This is a genomic window from Deltaproteobacteria bacterium, assembly GCA_020848905.1.
In the GTDB taxonomy this organism is placed as follows: domain Bacteria; phylum Myxococcota_A; class Polyangia.
In genome coordinates this window covers 166,993-185,314 of the sequence record JADLHG010000045.1, presented here as the reverse complement: position 1 = coordinate 185,314, position 18,322 = coordinate 166,993, and the positions used below count along the sequence as shown (strand labels likewise).

The following is an 18,322-nucleotide window of genomic DNA, read 5'->3' as shown; positions in this document are numbered from 1 at the left end:
GGCTTGGGAGAAAGCGCCAAGTCGAGCCAAAGAAGGCATTCAAGGGCATGGACGTCATGGGAGAAACCCGACCGGTCGTGCCGCGGGTAGGCCGGCGCGTTCGGCGCATGCTGAAGGTCCTTGGCGACATGGCCTGCCCCGAGGTCGAGGTGGGGCTGCACTGTTACGCCCCGTTCGCCTACCCACTCATGGTCGAATGCTGGGCTCACCTGCCTGCGCGGAGCGTGTTCGGTCTCCGTCGGGCTGCCGCCGGGCCGTCGACCCGTCGCTCGAAGGGCGTGCCACGCCTCGTGGCCATCTCTTCGTGGCTTCCGCTGACCGACAGCCACCGCGACGACGAACTCGCCATCGCCGACAGGCAAACTGCCGCGCAGAGCCTCGTGCACGCCGAGCACGGCGACTGCTCGAGGGCCGAGAGGGCCGCTCTGCGCGTGGCCCTGAAGCACTACGGCTCCCGCGACACCGAGGTGATGCTGCAGATCGTGGAGCGCCTGCGTCGGATGGTGCGGCCATGAGTGACCCACAGCCGATTCCAACGCCGTCGCGGTGGACACGATGCCACCTGAAGCACGTGCCTCCGTACGCTGGCCACAGCATGCGTTCGTTCCTCGTGTTCCGGCGGATAGACGACGGCGCAGCGTTCGAGGACGCCGAGTTCCGCGTTTGGTGCGAGGAGTTGGTTCAGGGGACGCTGTGGTGGCGCGTGGAGGCCGCGCCCGAGGATGCGCGCGTTCTCCGCATCTTCTTCCCACCCCACGTCTACGAGGGCATGGCCACGCACGTCGACGTGGAGGTGCCGTCCATGCCGAAGACGGGGTCCATCTGGAGGCTTCGCGCACCACACAACAAGGCCTACGAGCTCTTTCGCCTCGAATCGGCGACGGAAGTGACCGACTCCGGTCTCTCCGAGGAGGAAAGGAGTATGCAGCCTATTCGATAGCACGCGGCGGCGACGAACCACTGAAGGGCCGGCGTCGTGAGGGGCCCCGCCGTACTCAGCCCCGCTTCGACGTGTTCAGGTCGGGGCCCATCCAGATCACGGTGTCTTGCTTCGATGCCCATCGGATCTCGCGCGCCATGTCTTTGGGGGTCTCGATCTTGCGGCTCACCAACCCGGAGTAGATTCTCGACGCCGTGTCCCAATCGCTGCCGTGGACGTCCTCGTCGTAGCCCCTCTCTCTCCACGGCTTGAGGGAATCGTGAAGGGCGTCGCGGGCGACACCCGGCGCAAGCCCCTCCGGATCGCCGCTCTCCGTCATGTCCACGACGATCGAGCAGACGAGACACGTGCCGTCGCCGCAGATCCATCCAAGCGTCGAGCCATCGTGCAGGACGTGGATGTCCCCACCTTGAGGCTCGAGCACGAACTTGGCTCGGGCCCCCCCGCGAGCCTCGCGATAGCGGACGACGCAGTCGCCGCCGATCGCCTGCTGCACGGTCCTCATGTAGGCGGCACGGTTCCAGTCGTCGGCGAGGCGAAGCACGAGGTACTCGCCGGGTGGAAAGGCGCCACACGCGGCGGGTCCCTGATCCCCCTTGGACGGCCTCTTGCCGGGGGCACAGCACGGCTCGGTGACGGGGTGAAACGGCTTCCTCGCGGTGAAGCGTGCCATTTCACGAAACTTCCACAGCACGCCGCCCTTTCCTTCGGCCACGACGATTCCCTCAGGCTGACCGTCGCAGCCCTTCGCGCGGCCTGCCCGCCCCTCCACCTGCCGGAGGATGACGTATTTGCCGGGCGGATGAGCGGACTCGCAGCAGGATCCCCGCGCTCCCCTCCGAGACGGGGCACCTGAGCAGCATCGGCGGGTGACCTCGTAGTGGAACGACTCCGCTGTGCCGGACAGCGCCACGATCTTCCCCCGCACTGAACATTCGTCGCGCCAGTACGTGAAGATGTCCTCGCAGTCGATGATGAGCTGTCCCTTGTCGCCGGCCAAGACGTACCTCACGATCACCTCCGTAGCGTTTCCAGCGAGGCTAGAAGGGTGGTGCGTGTCGTCGGAATTGAGTGACGAGAGCGCATGTTTCTCCTCGCCGCGCAACGAGGCTCCCGAGTAGCTCGAGCGCCCGCCCTCAAGGCCCCACCTGCGGTAGCTCGAGCTCGAGGCAGTAGCCGCTAAGGGGGAAGTGCAAGAGCCCGGTCGGGACCTCGCGGCCCAGGCGACGGAGCGCGGTGGCGTAGGCCACGAGTTGCGGCGAGAGCTCGTCGCTGCGCGCGCGACAGCCGGCCTCTCCCTTATCTGGGTAGCACTTATGGTCGAGGACCACGGCGCCCGAGGGGGTCTCGAGCAAGAGATCGATCGTCCCCTGCAGGCGGCGCGTGCCGGCGGGGTGCGAGAGCAGCGCGACGACGGGGAGCTCGCGGCGGGAGCGCGCCCCGGGCCAGCGGGCCTCGAGGTAGCGGGCGAGCGCGTCGGCCTGCGCGAAGAGCTCGGCGAGGTCGAGGCGGCCCGAAAAGCCCGCCGCGTCGATGAGGCGGGTGGCCCTGCGGCGGCGCTCCTCCACCGCGCGGGGACCCGGGTCGGCGGCGAAGAGGGCGTGGACCAGGGTGCCGAGCTCGGTCCACTCCTCGTCCTCCCTCGGCGCAAAGCCGAGGCGCGCACCCAGGTCGTGGGCGGCGAGGACCGTCGCCGTGGGGAGGCTCGGCCAATCCTCGCGGGCCTTCGAGGGCGAAATGCGATAGCTCGGCCGCGCCCCGGGTCCAGGGCGTCCGGCGAAGCGACGCGGGGGCGAGCTCGGCGCGGGCGTGCGGGCGTCCTTTGCTGGGTCCGCGACCAGGTCCCAGGCGCGCGCGGGGATCGTCGTACCGGATGGGAGCGTAACCGTCGCGGCGCCGGCCGCCCCCGGCTCGGGCAGCTCGAGCAGGGGGGCGCCCTTTGCATCGCGAAGCTCCTCGAGCCAGGTCGCGTAGCGCCGTCGCCCCTGCTTGAGGTTCCTCTCGCGCAGCGCGAGGACGAGATGGTCGCGCGCTCGTGTGAAGCCGACATAGAGCAGGCGTAGGCGCTCCTGCGTTTCGAGGCGCACGGCGCGCTGCCCGACGGCCGTCGTCCCGGCCCTCGCGGCGAGGGCCTTGTGCGCCTCCCCGGCGATGGGCTGGGGCCAGTAGCGGATCCATCGCCCGCCGAGCGGATCCTCGGGGTCAAAGGTCGCGCGGTCGGACTCCGCGCTCAGCCCGAAGGTCTTGTCCTTGGGCGCGGCGTCGAGGCTCGAGAGCACGACCACCGGCCACTCGAGCCCTTTGGCGCGGTGGTAGGTCGAGATCGTGACGACCTCGTCGCCGGTGCGGAAGTGCTGGGCGTCGAGCCGCTCGCCTCCGGGGCGATCTTCCTCGCTCACCTCGTCGAAGAAACGCAGGAGGCCCGAAGGCGTGGCGGGCTCCCGGCGGCGGCGGCAGAGCTCCTCGTAAGCGCGAGCGAGCCCACGCAGCGCGTCGAGGTTCGCGACCCGCTGGACCGGTTCGGGCCAGCGCGCGCACGCCTCGCCCGCGTCCAGCGCCTCGAGCAGCCGGTCCACGAGCTCGCTCGGTGACAGCTCGACGAGCTGGGGGCGGAGCGCGTCGACGGCTTGCACCCAGGCGCATGGACAGCTCGCGGGCGCGGTCCCGCTCGCGGTGGGCGACTCCTCGGGGCTCTCGCCCTTCATCGCGACCTTCGCCGCTTCGAGCCGCGCGGCGAGCCAGGCCTCGGGTTCGGCGCCGATCCAGCCGGAGAGGGCCTCGAGCTCGGCCTCGGCGAGCCGATTTCGCCGGTCGAGCGTGCGCGTGATCGCGGCGCGCAGGAGCGTACCTTCGGGCGTGTCGAGGAGCCCGCGACGAGCGATCGCCGCCGGCACGCCGAGCTGGCTCAAGGCCTGGGCGAGGTCATCGGCCTCCTGGTTCCTTCGGACGAGGACCGCCAGATCGCCCGCGCGACAGGGCCTCACGATCCCGCTGCGCGGGTCGAGGACCGGCGTGGTTTCGGGATCGTCGAGGAGGCGCCGCACGAGGCGTGCGAGGCCCGCTGCCACCGTTTCGTTCTTCTTCCCGTCGACGGAGCAGAGCCCGAGGGGCGGGAGGGCCGCGAGCGCCGCGGGCGTCTCGCGGCTGGCCTGCGTGCGCACCTCCTCGGGCGGCATCCCGTGAGGGGCGAAGGCGCGCGCGAAGAGCTCCGAGGTGAGCTCGACGAGCTCCGGCCGGGAGCGATAGTTGAAAGGAAGCAGCTCGTGGGCCTGGTGTGTGCGCGCGGCCCACTCGGTCACCGCCTCCATCAGCGCGGGATCGGCGCCGGTGAAGCTGAAGATGCACTGCTTGCGATCTCCGACCCAGACCGAGCGACCGATGAGGGCGTGCAAACGCGTGAAGAGGGCGAGCTGCAAGGGATCGGTGTCCTGAAACTCGTCCACCACGAGGAGCTCGAGCCGAGAGGCGAGCTCCTCGCGCGCCGTCGGGAGCTCGAGGAGCTCGAGCGTTGCGTCGACCATGTCGGTGTAGTCCACGACCAGGTGGCGGGCCTTCCAGTCGGCGTAGGCCGAAAGCCCCATCCTCGCGGCCTGGAACAGCCCGTCCAAGAGCTCGTGCAGCTCGGCGTGAAAGCGCGGGTGATGGACGAACGCGCCCGCCGCGGCGTGCAGCGGGGCGACGGCGGTCCGGCCCGTTGCGCCGGCGTCGAGCTCCGAGAGCTTGGCCCAACGCGCCCAGGGAAGGGGCCCGAGGTCGAAGAGCCGGCGTGCCTCACGCACCTCAGCGAGGCCGTCAAGCGTAAGCTTGATGGGACTGTTCAAGGCGTCGAGCGCCGCCTCGGCCGCGCGCAGGGCCTTGCCGAGCTCCGCGTCGAGTCGCTCGGCCTTCCCCGACGGCGGAGGAAAGAGGGCGAGGAACCCCTCGGCGGAGCGATTCGCCATGGCGTCGAGCGCCTCGGGGCGCAGGCGATTCGCGCGGGCTAGGTTCATGAGCTCGCGCACGACACCGACCCAGCCCGAACGGTGCCTCCGGTCATCGTAGGCGACGTGCCACCTATCGGCGAGGGTCTGGAGCCGCTCGACCAGCTCGAGGGGGAGCGCCTCATCGAGGCTCTGCCGCAAGAGGAGCTCGGCCTCGTCGCCGAGCGGCTCGAGGTGCGGCGAGCGCCCCGCGTCGAAGGCCAGCTCGCGCAGCAACCGGAGACAGGTCGCGTGCACCGTGCCGATGAGCGCGAGGGGCAGCCGGCTCGCCTCGACAAAGGCCCCCTGGCGCACGAGCGCGGCGCGCACGCGGGACGCGAGCTCGGCCGCGGCCTTGCGCGTGAAGGTCACCGCGAGAAGCTGGTCGACCGAGAGCGGTGCGCCCGCCTGCGGGTCCAGGGCGGCGAGCACCTCCTGCGTCAGCCGGTGGGTCTTGCCGCTCCCCGCGCTGGCAGCGACAAGGGTGAGGCGCTTCGAGGGGGTCGAGCCGTTCATGGTTGCGCCTCCCAGTGCTTCCCGCAGAGGGTTTGCGCCCGGCAGTACTTGCAGGCGTCGTCCTGCGCGAGTTCGAGGAGCGGCGAGGCGGCTCCGGGCTTCTGCGCGAGGTGCTCGGCGAGAGCCGTAGCGTTCGCGAGCCCGAGCACCGGCGCGTGACCCTCGGCGAGGTGCTGGCCGAGCGCCCCGACGGTGCGGACGAGGCGCGCGTACACCTCTTCGAGCGGCACCTCGTCGAGCACCGTCGCGGAAGGAAAGAGCCCCGCGCGAGAAGCGAAGAGCTGGCCGGTGGAGAGAGAAAAGTAGGCCGCAGGCGCGAGCTCGGCCGCGCGCTTGCCCCCCGCTGCGCCGGCGGCGGCGAGCGCCGCGTAGACGGCGAGCTGCAGCGCCTGGCCCTTCCCGAGGAGCTCGCAGTAGGTGGAGGTCCCCCACTTCAGGTCGACCACCGCGGGCCTCCCCTTCTCGGTACGGGTCAGTAGATCTAGCCGTCCCTGGAGCGTGCCGTGAGGCCAGGGCGCCTCGAGCAGCGGCTCGACCTTCTCGATCGCGAGCCGCGCGGCACCAAGGGCCCGGGCCAGGCTCGCTACGGCCCGCAGCAGCACGCCGCGCACGTGATGCCGGTCGAACGTCGCCCCCGGGGCGAGGAGCGTCCCAGCCTCCGTCTCGATGAGCACGTCGAGAAGCCGACCTGCCTGCTGCGATAGCTCCGCGTCCGAGGTGGCGGAAACCCCTCGCGCGTGGAGCTCCTCGACGAGCCGATGGCCGAGCGTGCCGTAAAGCTGTACCTCCTCGGGAAGGGCTGCGGGACCGGCGTTCGTGAGGCGCGCCAGGCGCTCGAGCACGAAGCGGAGCGGGCAACCGAGGAGCTGCTCGAGCGCGGAAGCGGAGAGCCGCTCGGGCAGGACCGTGCCCGTGGGAATGCTCCAGCTCGTGCGCTGTGCGGGGAGCGGAAGCGGTGCGAGCGTTTCCGTCGGAAGCGTGAGGCCGAAGGAAGCGCCCCGGCCTTCGAGCAGCGCGCGCGCCTCGAGCGTGAGCTTGGCGTAGCTCGCCTCGTCGGGGCAGAGCCGAGCGCGAAGCTCGGTGAGCAACGGGTGCGGCTCGAGGTCGTCGCCGGCGCCGCGGCGGGGCAGCACGAAGAGCAGGCGCCGCGTGGCGAGCTCGGCGGGGCGGTGCCAGGTGCGCGACTCGTGCAGGAGGCGCGCGGCGGGGTCGAGGAGCTCGATTCCTGCCGTGGCGAGGGCGCGACGCTCGGCCTGGCGGAAGGGCGAGCGCACGGCCGAAACCTCGTCGCCCGCCACGGCGTGCCAGAAGACCACCGTGCCACGCGGTCGAAGGAGGCCCACCGGCCGCGCGACGTGCGCCAGGCGGCCGGCCTCCTCGAAGCGCTGGCGAAGGAGCGTCGGACGGAGAACCTCGTCGAGGAGCGCCCGCAGCTCGAGCCGCGGCCAGCGCTTCCCCGCGGCCCCCCGGAGGAGCTCGTCGGCGGTGCGCGCCTGCTCGAGCGCGGCACGGGCCGTGGCATCCAGCGGCCACCGCGCGAGGCGGGCCTTCAAGCAGGCCGTGACCTCCTCGAGGCGACGGAGGAGCGCTTCCGTCGAGGGGCCGACGTCCTGAGGCTCGCCCGGCGCCTCGAGCCAGCTCTCGACACGCACGAGCTCCTCGGCGGAGACCCCGCCGGCCGCCGATGCGGAAGACGCGTCGGCGAGCTCCGCCTTGGCCGCGCGCCAGGGACGACCCCCGACGCCCGGGGCCTCGCAGAGGGCCTCGAGCAGCGCGCGACGCACGCGCGGGGAGAAGGGCGAGACGGGCAGCTCGAGGAGCTCCAGGACGAGCTGCGGATCGCGCGGCGCGTAGTAGAGCTCGAGGGCGAGCGGCAGGAGCTCGAGCGGGGCGCGAAAGGCGTTCGGACTCGTGCTCCCCTGCGTGGCGAGGCCCTGGCGGGTGAACGCCGCATCGAGCAACGTCGTCTCGCCGCTGCGAATCACCACGACGTCGTCGGTCTCGAGGCTCGCGAGAAGCGCGGCCGTGGCCTCCGCGGCCTCGAAGGCCGTCTCGGCGTGAAGCACGAGGAGCGAGCCGTCGCCCCTGAGCTCGGGCGCGGAGCCCTCGAGCGCGCCGAGGCGTGCCTTGAGCGCCGCGAGGTCCGAGCCCGAGGAGGCCGCCGGTACGGGCGAAACCGCCAACTCTTCGATCGTACAGCCCGCGGCTTCGAGGCACGCGAAGATCCGGCGCCAGCGCGCGGGCCAGGTCGCGCGCGGCTCGGCGAGGCGTAGCGCCTCGTAGGGCGCGGTCGCACCCGGTCGAGCGAGCTCGGCCTCGATGGCTCGCAGACGCTCGGCCTCCCCGGCGGGCAGCGCCGGCGCCGCGAGCGCCTCGACCGCTGCCAGCGTTCCGAGCCGCGACCCGCCGTCGGAGATCGCTCGGCCATCCCACCCCGCAAGGCGAAGCTCGTCGCGCCAGCCGAGGAGCTCGCGCGCCGTCCCGCGGCGATCGACGGCGAAGGAGCGCGCGTAGAAGGGGGTCTCGCCGGTGGTCGGTTGCCGAAGCAAGGTCTCGAGCCGCGTGGCGTAAGCGTCGACGCGGAGCGCCTCTGGTACCTCGGGCTCGGGGAGGCCGCAGCGGAGCTCGAGGTCCCCGAGCAGGCGTGAGGGGGGCCAGATGGGCGTGCCCAGACCTCCGGTTTCGTCCTCCTCGGCGAAGGTCGCGCCGCCGAGCCCCCAAGCGAGCAACGGTCTCATCCCGCCCCCCTCTCTAGTGAAATGATGTCCCGTGCAGCCTACTGACAGGGCATCCTAGCACTCTTTCGCGGTCTGTTGGCGGTCACCTCGATGCAGTGACGCTCACGGCTTGACGAGCGCCGCCGCGGCCTCGAGGAGGGTGTCCACGCCGGCCGCGAGGTCGGCCGGGCGGTACTCGAGCGGATGGGTGGGCACGACCGCGCGCCCCTCGAGGGCCTTGCCGTCGGCGTCGACGCAGCGTGCAGTGTCCGAGGCGGCGTAGAGCGCGGGGTCCCGGCTCACCTCGATCGTGACCACCCCGCCACCGAAGCCGCCCGCTGGCGCCGCGCCCACGCGAGGCACGTTCGTCGCCTCGGCCACCGCCCGCAGGAAGTAGTCGGCCGCGCTCACCGCGAGACCGTCCACGAGCACCGCCACCTTGCCCGTGAACGCAAAGAGCGGGTCCGGCGCCACGACGTAGTCGAAGGCCGACTCCCCCCCGTAGAAGGCCGGCGGCTCGCTGTAGGGGATGCGGGAGTCGCAATGGGCGATCTTCGTCGTGCGCACGCCGGGGAAGCCGCCCACGATCGCGAGGCCCACGGGTGTGGCGCCGCCGGTGTTGCCGCGTACGTCCCAGATGAGCCCCTTCGCCTGCTTCACCTTCGCGAACTCGACCGCGAGCTCCTTCTTGAAGGCCTCTATCTCGGCCAGGAGCTCGGGCATGGTCTTCCCCTTGAACCCGCCGGCGGGCGTGAAGCCGGTCAGCCGGATGACGCCTACCCCGTCGGGGCGCAGGGTGGCCGCGATGACCGGCGGCGCGGCCGGCGCCCCCCGGTAGCGGCACCAGAGGCCCCCCGTGCCCGGCTTCTCGAGCTTCACCGTGCGCGTGGCTCCGCTCGGGGAGACCACCGTCAGCGTGACCCCGGGGGCGAGCGCCCCGAAGAGCGAGGCGGCCACCTGCGCGTGCTTCGCCCCCTCGGTCGCGGTGCTGCCGGCGCAGATGGTCCGCAGGTAGAGCTCCTCGACGAGCGCCTTGCCGCGCAGCCCGTCGACGGCCGTCACCCGATCGCCCGGCGCGAGCTTGAGCGGGTTCGTCGCCTCGGCGTGCGTCACGACGAAGTGGTCCTGGTAGGGGTGGGCGCAGACTCCGAGCGTGGAGAGCTCGCTCATCGGGGCGTCCGGCTTGCCGCAGCGGAGGCCCGCGTCGAGCCCGGCGTGCCCGATGGGGAAGCCGACGAGCACTCGGCGGGCGGCGCGGAACATCACGCCGTCCTCCTCGGCACCGTGAAAGAGGATCGACTTGGCCGCCGCCGCGAGTGCGGCCACGTCCACGGGCACGTCGTCGACCCAGCCCGACGTCTGGCGCAGGGCGGTCGCGAAGGCCTCGAGCTCCGAGGCCCACCGCTGCTGCTTCGCGGTTGGCGCCGCACACGCGCCCGCCACGCAGTACTCGCCGGGTTTGCAGGGGACCGGCGCGCTCCAGCGCAGGACGCCGCGACCGTCACGCTCGCAGCGGCGCGTGGCCTCTCCCGCACACTCGGAGGCGCCCGGCCCGGGGCAAAGCGACGAACCGACCGCGTCGCCCCGCGCCAGATCGGCCGCGGTCGCGTCGCCCCTCGCGTCGGTCGTCCTCCCAGCATCGGGGCTCGACGCAGGCGTCCCGCACCCGCTCGCCCCGGTGAGCTCGGTGAGCGCGGTGAGCCCCACGAGGAGCAGCGCGGCCGACCGTGCCGCGGCGTGCTCCCACCCGCCCCTGCGATTCGCTTCGAGCTTCCTCGCGCGCATGGCTGCTTGCCTCTCCTTGAGGGCGTCGATCGGGCTGACCTCGCCCCCCCGCCGACGCCAGCGAAGGAGTAGAACAGGCGTTTGACGGGCAATAGTCCCGGGGTCCGCCCAGGCGGGGTCGTGACTCCCCGCGTAACAAGCGTGTCCCCTGGACAGCCGGCCCCAGCGCGGTCGCGAGGCCAGCGCGATCACCGTAAGCAACTGGAAATACACGCAGTGGATCGCGTGACGGGAGGCGTCATAGTCGGCACACGGGTTGCAGTTCGCCGGGCCGCCAGAGGTGATGCCGATGCGGTCGATTCAAATCTCCAGTGCCCTCCTTCTCGCCCTCGCCCCGAGCCTGGCGCGCGCCACCGACGTGGACGACAGCGCCCCGGCCTTCGGTCACGCCGCCCCGGCGAAGGAAACCTCGAACAGCGGCCTGAAGCGCCTCCTTTCTCTCGTGCGGCCGAAGCTGAAGCCGCTCACCGAGCTCGTCGCGCCGCACCCGCGCCTGGGCACCACCCTCGCGCTCGGCCAGAGCCTGATGGCCCGCGTGCAGGGGGTGAAGGACCGGCTCCTCGGGCACGGCCAGGGCGAGCGCCTGCCTCCGGTGCAAGCGACGGTGGTCGCCTCGGCCATGGGGTCCCGCCGCCCGATGCCCGACGCTCCGACGAAGCCCGCGCACCAGCTCGACGCGCTCGTCAAGGCGCTCCAGGCGCTGCCCTACAGCCAGTGGCGCATTCCCGCCCGCGAGGGGCGCACCCCCTCCACCTCCGGCGGCGCGACGATCCACGGCGCCGACGCCGAGCTGCAGCCCGCCCTCTGGGCCGCGAGCCTGACCCTCACCGCGCAGGCGCTGCACGTGGGCGTGCGCTACTGCGTCCCGCGCAGCGAGCGCTCCGGCGCCCCCGAGATGGATCGCATCGGCGGCTGCACCCTCGCCACGTACGGGATGTAAGATCTAGCGCGCTTCACCCCTCGTACCGCCGAAGCTGCGTCAGCGGCTGGCCCGTGAGGCGCAGCGCCCGCCGCTCGGCCTCGTAGAGGATGCGCTCCTCGTCGAGGGTGGTGAGCGCGCCGTCGCGCAGGAGCGCGCGACCGTCCACGAAGACGTGGCGAACGTCGGCGGGATGCGCGGCGTAGACCACGGCCGCGGCGAGGTCGTGGCGCGGCACGAAGTGGGGCCGTCGCGTATCGATCAAGATCAGGTCGGCTGGAGCACCGGCGCGGAGCTGGCCGCTCTCGGGAAACCCGAGCGCCTCGGCCCCGGCGCGGGTGGCGAGCGCGAGCAGCGTGGCCACGGGCAGCGCCTCGGCGTCCTGCGTGGCGAGCTTCTGCACGAGCCCGGCCAGGCGCATGACCTCGAGGAGGTTCAGGTCGAAATTCGACGCGGGTCCGTCCGTGCCGAGAGCCACGCGCACCCCCGCCCCGAGCTGCCGCGAGAGCGGGGCCATCTGCATGGCCAGCTTCATGTATGTCTTGGGCGTGTGCGCCACGTGCACGCCGGGCTGCGCGAGGAGCTCGAGGTCCGCCTCGTCCACGGCGATGCAGTGCGCGGCGAGACACGGCCCGTCGAGAAGCCCGAGCTCGGCCACCTGCGCCACCGGCCGCCTGCCGTGCCGCGCGAGCGAGGCCTGCACCTGCTCCTCGCTCTCGGAGAGGTGCAGGTGCACGCCCACGCCGAACCGCTCGGCCTCCCGGCGCACGGCGACCAGAAACTCTGGCGGACACATGTACGGCGAGTGCGGCCCGAGGGCGCAGCGCAGCCGTCCCTCCGCGCGTCCGTGGTGCGCGCGCACGAAGGCGGTCGTCTCCTCGAGCGAGGCGCCCCCCACCTCGCGTTCGGGCCCGAGGCCGAAGAGGCACCAGGCCAGGAGCGCCTTCAGCCCCGACTCCTCGACCGCCCGCGCCGCGCGGTCCATGAAGAAGTAGTGGTCCGCGAAGCCCACGATCCCGGCCCGGATCATCTCGCAGGCGGCGAGCGCCGTCCCCCAGTAGACGTCCTCGGGCTCGAGGGCCGACTCGGCCACCCAGATCTTCTCGTTCAGCCAGCGCGGAAAGGGCAGGTCCTCGGCGAAGCCCCGCACGAGGCTCATCGCGGCGTGGCAGTGCGCGTTGAAGAAGCCGGGGAGCGCGAGCAGCCCGCGGGCGTCGAGGCGCTCGTCGGGAACGAACCCGGGCGGAACGTCGCCTATCGCCAGGATGCGGCCCCCGTCGAGGGCCAGGTTCACGCCTCGGCGCAGGGAAAGCATCGGTTCGGTGAGCAGGGCATCGGCGCCTTCGATGAGCATGCGGGACATGGCGGCGAGGATAGAGCGGAACGGGCCACCAGGGGCAAGCCAGCCCACCAGGGGCAAGCCAACCCACCACGGGCAAGCCAGCCCATCGGCGGCAAGCGGAGCAGTGGCTCCTGTGGCTGGCCTGGCCAGGCCGAGCGTCCCCGGTCGCCGCCACCCGCGACAAAAGATCAGGCAATTCCCCTGAGTCCGGCGCGAGCGCGAGGCGGCAAGTATTGGCCTGCACCGTGCACTGGCCTGCCCGCATGCCGTCGCCATCCCTCCGCCCCGTCGCTGCCTGCTGTGGCCTCACCCTCTTCCTCGGTCTCACGCTCGGAGCTCCGACGGCCCAGGCCAGCGAGGGTCGCCCGCAATCCAAGGTGCTCGCGTCCCTCGCGAAATGGTGGGCCTTCAGCGCGCTGAACCTCCGGCAGTCCGCCACCCGGCAGCTCGCCTACGTCTCCGGGGCCAAGGACCTGCGCGAGGCCCTGGCCCTCGTGCCCAAGATGCGTTCCGTCCAGCGCGCCGTGAAGCGCGAGCACGAGGCCTTTCCGGTCCTGGCGTTCGAGGCCGAGGTGCGGGGGCGCCTGCTCTCGGGGGACGCCCCGGCACACACCCGGACCGCGTCGAAGCTCAAGCTTCTCGACGGAGGGAACTGGGTCATCACCACCCTCGAGTGGAAGGACTGGTCGGGGGTCGGCCCCGGCACCGTCCGCGTGGAGAACGGTCAGGCACGCTTTCCCTCGAACCTGACTCTGGGCATTGAGACCCTCTTCCCCGAGCTCACCCCCGCGGCCATCGCCGAGCGCATCCGCCAGGACCTGAGGATGCCGGGTAGGCGGTAGTTACCGGTCTCCGCGCCTTTCCTGGGACCCCGGCACCGCGCTTGTAGGAATCAGTCCTCCTAGCTTCCACCCGGTCCTGAGGAGCCAGGTTCGCGGCTCGCGCACCGGCGGGTCTCCGTCGGGGCGAAGCGGCGTGAGGTCCTTCCAGCCGTTGAAGTAGCGCGCCGAGCTGCACGCGTCCAGGTCCCGCCGCGGGACCCACTTGCCCCGCGCGCGTTCGTGCTTGCGTCGATTTTGAAGCACGTACGTGAGGGCGGCCTTCACCTCGCTCGGCGTCTTCAGGATGTGCTGATGGTAGCGGTCCCGAAAGACGCGCCCTTTGCGGCCCACGGTCCCATTCAGCGCGTGCGCCAGGCGGATCGCCAGCGCCCGCAGGCCCTTCATGAGCACGCTCCGGTCCTTGGCCTCGGTCACGAGGTGGAGGTGGTTCTGCTGGATCGAGTAGTGCGCGAGGTTCATCCCGAACCGCCCCGCGGACTTCACGAACGCGCCTTCGATCGCGCGGAGCTGCTTCTTGCTCCGCAGGTTCGGTAGCCCCTCCACCACCTTCATCGTGACGTGCACCGGAAACCGGCTCGCGAGGAGCGGTCGCGCCCGATGCGGCAGCCCGCTCCCCGGCTGTTTCTTCCGCCCGGCCCCCTGGCGCTTCCCGCCCCACCCCGTCGCCTCCCGCATAGGCAGTGGAAGCTGCCTCGCAGAACCCGCTGGCACACGAGTGTCCGACGACCGGTCATCGACCGAGGAGGATTTGCGTTTTCGTGCCAGCATGAATAAGGCCAATACTAGCAGAGAGCTGGTCGGACATCAAGTCGGCGATGTCCTTGCACGAACAAACACGAACAGAACAACAACAACAACACCCTCCCCGCCGCACCGACGCACCCCGACCGCCCGCGTGCGCCCACCACCGCTCGCCCTCTCGCCCACCCCCTCCCCCCAGCTCTCGCACCCCCTCCCGCCCTTTCGCCTAGCTCCCGCTCCTCTTGAACATCCCCCCGAGCCAGACGGGCTTGTAGGTGGTGCCGAGCGCCGGGGCGAGCGCGGCGTTGTGCTTGGCCCGAAAGCCAAGCTCGATCGGACCCGCGCCGCTGAGCTTCACGGTGACGCGGGCCACGGACGCGGCGGCGTTGGCTCGCACGGCCCCCTTGCCCACGTGGCCGATCCCGGCCCATAGCTCGCCCTCGAGCCGCACGGCGAAACGCGAGATCATCCGGCCCTGCGCGGCCCCCCACACCGCTCCGAGCTCCTGCCGGGTCACCGTCACGGCCTTCGGGTCGAAGACCAGCCGGAAGGCCACGCTGTGCAGCTCGGAGAGCCCGCGCGCGACCACCTTCAGCGTGGCCTCGTCTCCCTTCACGCCCTCGAGCTCGAGGGCCACGGCCGAGGTCTCCTGCCCGTTGTCCTCGGGGACGAAGACCCAGGCTCCGCTACCACCGCCACCATCCGACCCCGAGCCGAGGCCGTCCTGCCCCGCGCCGGCGTCGGCTCCCGCCGAAGGAGTCCCGCTGCAGCCCAGGCCGGCGAGCGCGAGGAGCACGACCAGCCCCGGCACCCGTCGCGTCAGAAGTGTTCGCACGATGCGCGACATGACTAGCCTCCCTGCCCGGCCTTGCGACCGAAGCCCTTGAGCAGCACGTCCAGGTCCGCCTGGTCCACGATGCCGTCGAAGTTCAGGTCGGCCCACTCGTCGAAGGCCGTCCCGTAGTGTCCCTTGTAGGTGTAGGTTTGCCCCGCTGCCCGCGCGGTGAGGATCAGGTCCAGCCCGTCCACCTCGCCGTTCACGTGCACGTCGCCCGGCAGCGCGCTCACCTGACGGCAGACGAGCTGTCGCGACGGATCCGCCCGCACGAAGAGCACCTCGCTCTCCGTCTCGACCGTCACGCTCTCCTTCAGATTGGCCATCGGCAGCACCTTGAGCTGCGACTTCCCGTCGAGCGTGTTGAGCTCGAGCTCCACGGGCAGGCCGAAGTCCTGGTCCGCCGTCACGCTGACCTCGGTGCGGTACTTCCCGTCGCTGCTGCGGCCGCCGCGCCGGGTCTCCACGGTGAACGTGGGGTGTCCGGTGCCGTAGATCCACTTGCTCGCGAAACGCGTGAGGTCCTTCCCCGTGGCCCCCTTGAAGGACTCGAGGAGGCTCGTCACGGTGACCTTCTTGCTCGCGTGGTCGGCGCGGTAGCGGGCGAAGGCCGCGCGAAACGCCGCGTCGCCGCCGAGCAGGTAGCGCAGCATGCTCACCACCATCGCCCCCTTGTCGTAGGTCAGGAGCACGTACATCTCCTGCGGGACCTTGTAGATCATGGGCGAGGTGACGGGCGTGTCCTGGCCGGCCTTGGACATGTAGACGTAGGCCGTGCTCTTCATGCTGCGCAGCGCCGGCGCGTAGTCCCCCTTGTTCTCGAGGCTGGCCTGCGCCGCGGTGTAGTCCATCTCGGCGAAGGTGGCCCACCCCTCGTTGAGCCAGGGGCTGTACGACTCGCCGATGCGGATGATCCCGCCGAACCACTGGTGCCCGAGCTCGTGCGCCAGCGTGGTGCGCGTGGACCAGTGGGTGGCGCCAAGGCTGAGCAGCGTGCTGTTGAGGAAGATCGCCGAGAAGGGACCGAAGGCCGCGCCGGCCGCGTCGGGCACCTCCACCACGTCGATCTTCGGCAGGTCGTAGCTGCCGTAGCGCTCGCTGTGGAACTTCATCACGTCGAGCACGGCCTCGCGCCACGCTGCGCCGTGCGGCGCGGACCCCGCGGTGAGAAACGAGCTGACCTGCTTGTCGGCGCCCCAGGCGGAGCTGCCCTTGTCGTAGGCCGCTGCAGCCACCGCGAAGCGGTCACCGTCCACTCCCTGGAAGACATACGTCGTCGTACCGTTCCCGTTCTTCTGCGCCTCCTTCGGCAGCCCCGTCGCCGCCACGAGGATGGGGTCGGTGACGGTCACGTAGAGCAGCGCCTCCTGGGCCTCGGCGATGTCGCTGCTGTAGCCGTCGAGGAGCATCGGCTGCCACGCCGACTCGATGCTGTAGGCCATCTTCGGCGACATCATGCAGCCCTTCACCGAGAGGTACGAAGCCTTGCAGTCCGGCGGCCCGGTCTGGCTCACGGCCAGGCTCAGCGTCTGCCCGCTCGTGAGCGGTTTGCGCAGCGTCACGCCGAGCACCCCGTAGCCGAGCTCCTTCGTGACGAGCTCTCCGCCCGCGTCGCTGACCTTCGCGACGGTGTTGAGGAGCGGCGGCGCATAGAGGTAGAGCTCCGCGACCTGCGGCCCCACGGCCTTGATCGTCAGGTCCGTGCTCACCGCCACGTTCTGCTGGGCCAGATCCAGCGTCACCTTGCCCACGCTGCGCGAGAGCTCGACCTCCGTGGCGGAGCTCATCAGCTTGAGGCTCCCCTGTTGCTTCGGCCGGAGCCCGTCGAGCTGACCGCGGAGCAGGGCGCGTCCTTGCGCCAGCGCCTCCCGGAGAGGGCCCCCGAGTTGCGGCGTCGCGAGGAGTGGGGCGTTGCCCTCGGCGCCCAGGGCAGGGAGAGGGATCGACAGCAACGCCGCGCCGAGCAGCGTGATCCGTGAAGCGCATCCTCGTCTCATGCACACCTCCTATGCGTGCGACCCACACTGCAAGGCGAGGACCAGCCGCGATGGCCCAGCGCGGCCCACGGGATTGCGCGTCTTTCTCGGCGTCAGAGGAGAGCGGCTGGACCAATGCCGCGTTAGAAAGCTAACGGGCGCGACAGCCTCGCCGCCCCGTCGCCCGACGGGACGCGACGAAAAACGCGGGTCAGCCCAGCCAGGGCTCGAGGAACGCGATCGCGCGCCTCACCAGCTCGGGAAGGACCGCGCCGAGGCTGTGGTCGGCGTCGAGAAGCACGAGCTCCACGTTCGGACGCTCGGCGGCGAAGCGCGAGGAGACCTCGGCGTCCACGGTCTCGTCGTGGCGCCCGTGCAGGACCAGCGTCGGGACGCGCACGTCCGGGTACGCCGCGTGGCGACGCGCGTCCTCCATCAGCGCGTAACCGATCGGAAGCGGTCGGCCGTAGGCGTAGTGCATGACCTCGACGGTCCCCGCCCGCTTCCACTCGGCGAGGGTCTCGGGCCCGAGACGCGCCGCCCAGCGGTCGAGGAACTCGAAGGCCGGCGCCATCAGCACGAGCGCCGCGACGCGCCGGCTCCGCGCGGCAAAGAGCGCCGCCGCGTACGCCCCGAGGCTGGAGCCGACGAGGAGCACCGACCCGTCGGGCGCACCCTGCGTCAGCCGGTCGAGCAGCGCGAGCTGCCGCGACAGTGTCAGCTCGGTGAAGCTCCCTTCGTTCAGATCGGGGACCTCGAGTTCCGCTCCGAGAGACGCGAAGGCCTCGGCGAAGCGTACGGCCTTGGTGGAGCCGGGGCTGGAAGCGAAGCCGTGCAGGTAGATCGTGCGCCGCCGGGCGAAACGCTTCCGTCGCTCTCCGAGGACCCACGCCGCGCCCGTGAGCGCCGCGCCGCGCCCGAGAGCCGATGGAAGGAGGGGCACCCGGTGACCGAGCGCCTCGGCCAGCGCCACCTCGGCCGCCGGTAGAAAGAGCGCATGGCTCTGCGCCACCGCTCCGCCGACCACGATGCGGTCGGGACGAAAGGCGCGCACCGGGGAGGCCAGACCCTGCGCCAGCCGCACCGCGAGCTCCGCGAAGAGCGCGAGCGCCGCCGCTTCTCCGCGCCGGGCGCGCTCCGCCGCCTCGGCGAGCGAGACCCCCGCTTCACCGCCGAGAGCCACGTAGCAGGCCTCGAGCGCCGCACGACCGAGGCGCGCTTCGATCGTCTCCGGGCCCTCGGCGAAGGGCTGGTTCCAGAGCCGGCCGAGCGGCGGCACCCCCGGCCCCGTCGACAGCGCCTCGAGCCCGTCCAGAAACGCGCTGCCGAACCCGGTGCCCAGGGTGACCGCGAGCAGGCGACCGCCCCCCTGTCCCGCGCCCCGCACCGCCTCTCCCAGGGCGAAGGCCTCCGCGTCGTTCACGAAGGCCACCGGCCGGTCGCGACCGCCGAGGAGCGGCACGAGGCTCCGCCCCTTGAGCGCGGCAAGCTTGTGCTCCATCCAGAGCGTGCCCGTCAGGTAGTCGGCGGGGTCGGGCAGCGCGACACCCACCCCCTCGACGGAGACGTTGCCTCGCATCGCGGCACCGACCGCGGATCGAAGATCCTCCTCGATCGCCTCGGCGGAGCCCGAGGAGCGGATCGGCCGCACCACGACCTCACCGCGCAGCCCCAGGTCCGGCCCCACGCGCCCCACCTTCACGGTGGTGCCGCCGATGTCCAGCGCGAGGATCTCTCCCACGGGCCGCCG

At 71.6% G+C, this 18,322-nt stretch carries 13 protein-coding genes; 4 read left to right on the top strand and 9 right to left on the bottom strand.

Going from position 1 to position 18,322, the window contains the following annotated elements:
* Positions 1-47: 47 nt before the first annotated feature.
* Both IT371_20670 and IT371_20665 read left to right on the top strand, forming a co-directional pair.
* Entirely contained in the window at positions 48-515 is a 468-nt protein-coding gene (locus IT371_20670; protein ID MCC6750092.1) for a hypothetical protein, read from the top strand.
* A gap of 80 nt (positions 516-595) precedes the next feature.
* Positions 596-940 carry a hypothetical protein gene (locus tag IT371_20665; GenBank protein ID MCC6750091.1) on the top strand — a complete coding sequence of 115 codons (345 nt, stop codon included), beginning with the start codon at positions 596-598 and terminating at the stop codon, positions 938-940.
* Between the two features lie 55 nt (positions 941-995).
* On the opposite strand, the gene IT371_20660 is transcribed toward IT371_20665, so the two are convergent.
* The 4 genes from IT371_20660 to IT371_20645 all read right to left on the bottom strand — a co-directional run bounded on the left by IT371_20660 (position 996) and on the right by IT371_20645 (position 9,917).
* Positions 996-1,940: a hypothetical protein gene (locus IT371_20660; protein MCC6750090.1), complete on the bottom strand. Its 945-nt coding sequence runs from the start codon at positions 1,938-1,940 to the stop codon at positions 996-998.
* Positions 1,941-2,076: 136 nt separating this feature from the next.
* Positions 2,077-5,415 carry a UvrD-helicase domain-containing protein gene (locus tag IT371_20655; protein MCC6750089.1) on the bottom strand — a complete coding sequence of 1,113 codons (3,339 nt, stop codon included), beginning with the start codon at positions 5,413-5,415 and terminating at the stop codon, positions 2,077-2,079.
* Positions 5,412-8,153, bottom strand: coding sequence for a PD-(D/E)XK nuclease family protein (locus IT371_20650; protein ID MCC6750088.1), 2,742 nt, complete (start codon positions 8,151-8,153; stop codon positions 5,412-5,414). The genes IT371_20655 and IT371_20650 overlap by 4 nt, the downstream gene beginning before the upstream one ends.
* Positions 8,154-8,255: 102 nt before the next feature.
* The gene (locus IT371_20645; protein ID MCC6750087.1) at positions 8,256-9,917 is read right to left on the bottom strand and encodes a hypothetical protein; all 1,662 of its coding nucleotides are present in this window, start codon (positions 9,915-9,917) and stop codon (positions 8,256-8,258) included.
* 289 nt (positions 9,918-10,206) lie between these two features.
* Between IT371_20645 and IT371_20640 the strand changes: the two genes are divergently transcribed.
* The gene (locus IT371_20640) at positions 10,207-10,857 is read left to right on the top strand and encodes a hypothetical protein (GenBank protein ID MCC6750086.1); all 651 of its coding nucleotides are present in this window, start codon (positions 10,207-10,209) and stop codon (positions 10,855-10,857) included.
* A gap of 13 nt (positions 10,858-10,870) precedes the next feature.
* Here the strand turns inward: IT371_20640 and IT371_20635 are convergent, their stop codons facing one another.
* The gene (locus tag IT371_20635; protein ID MCC6750085.1) at positions 10,871-12,199 is read right to left on the bottom strand and encodes an amidohydrolase; all 1,329 of its coding nucleotides are present in this window, start codon (positions 12,197-12,199) and stop codon (positions 10,871-10,873) included.
* A 242-nt stretch (positions 12,200-12,441) separates the two neighbouring features.
* Between IT371_20635 and IT371_20630 the strand changes: the two genes are divergently transcribed.
* On the top strand, positions 12,442-13,020 hold the full coding sequence (locus tag IT371_20630; GenBank protein MCC6750084.1) for a hypothetical protein: 579 nt from the start codon (positions 12,442-12,444) through the stop codon (positions 13,018-13,020).
* Here IT371_20630 and IT371_20625 read toward each other — a convergent pair whose 3' ends face one another.
* From IT371_20625 to IT371_20610, 4 genes are all read right to left on the bottom strand, one after another.
* A complete protein-coding gene (locus IT371_20625; GenBank protein MCC6750083.1) occupies positions 13,021-13,695 on the bottom strand; it encodes a hypothetical protein in 675 nt (224 codons plus the stop codon).
* Positions 13,696-13,987: 292 nt separating this feature from the next.
* Positions 13,988-14,608 (bottom strand): hypothetical protein, encoded by a 621-nt coding sequence (locus IT371_20620; protein ID MCC6750082.1) that lies wholly within the window; start codon positions 14,606-14,608, stop codon positions 13,988-13,990.
* Positions 14,609-14,610: 2 nt separating this feature from the next.
* Positions 14,611-16,593, bottom strand: a complete 1,983-nt coding sequence (locus IT371_20615) for a hypothetical protein (protein MCC6750081.1) — start codon at positions 16,591-16,593, stop codon at positions 14,611-14,613.
* A 190-nt stretch (positions 16,594-16,783) separates the two neighbouring features.
* The gene (locus IT371_20610) at positions 16,784-18,313 is read right to left on the bottom strand and encodes an ROK family protein (protein ID MCC6750080.1); all 1,530 of its coding nucleotides are present in this window, start codon (positions 18,311-18,313) and stop codon (positions 16,784-16,786) included.
* Positions 18,314-18,322 lie beyond the last annotated feature (9 nt).

Excerpts from the sequence above, each read along its gene's own strand:
- IT371_20665 (MCC6750091.1), top strand. The coding sequence starts at position 596 with ATGCGTTCGTTCCTCGTGTTCCGGCGGATAGACGACGGCGCAGCGTTC.
- IT371_20670 (MCC6750092.1), top strand. The coding sequence starts at position 48 with ATGGACGTCATGGGAGAAACCCGACCGGTCGTGCCGCGGGTAGGCCGG.
- IT371_20635 (MCC6750085.1), bottom strand. The coding sequence starts at position 12,199 with ATGTCCCGCATGCTCATCGAAGGCGCCGATGCCCTGCTCACCGAACCG.
- IT371_20645 (MCC6750087.1), bottom strand. The coding sequence starts at position 9,917 with ATGCGCGCGAGGAAGCTCGAAGCGAATCGCAGGGGCGGGTGGGAGCAC.
- IT371_20620 (MCC6750082.1), bottom strand. The coding sequence starts at position 14,608 with ATGTCGCGCATCGTGCGAACACTTCTGACGCGACGGGTGCCGGGGCTG.
- IT371_20630 (MCC6750084.1), top strand. The coding sequence starts at position 12,442 with ATGCCGTCGCCATCCCTCCGCCCCGTCGCTGCCTGCTGTGGCCTCACC.
- IT371_20640 (MCC6750086.1), top strand. The coding sequence starts at position 10,207 with ATGCGGTCGATTCAAATCTCCAGTGCCCTCCTTCTCGCCCTCGCCCCG.
- IT371_20625 (MCC6750083.1), bottom strand. The coding sequence starts at position 13,695 with ATGCGGGAGGCGACGGGGTGGGGCGGGAAGCGCCAGGGGGCCGGGCGG.
- IT371_20655 (MCC6750089.1), bottom strand. The coding sequence starts at position 5,415 with ATGAACGGCTCGACCCCCTCGAAGCGCCTCACCCTTGTCGCTGCCAGC.
- IT371_20615 (MCC6750081.1), bottom strand. The coding sequence starts at position 16,593 with ATGAGACGAGGATGCGCTTCACGGATCACGCTGCTCGGCGCGGCGTTG.
- IT371_20650 (MCC6750088.1), bottom strand. The coding sequence starts at position 8,153 with ATGAGACCGTTGCTCGCTTGGGGGCTCGGCGGCGCGACCTTCGCCGAG.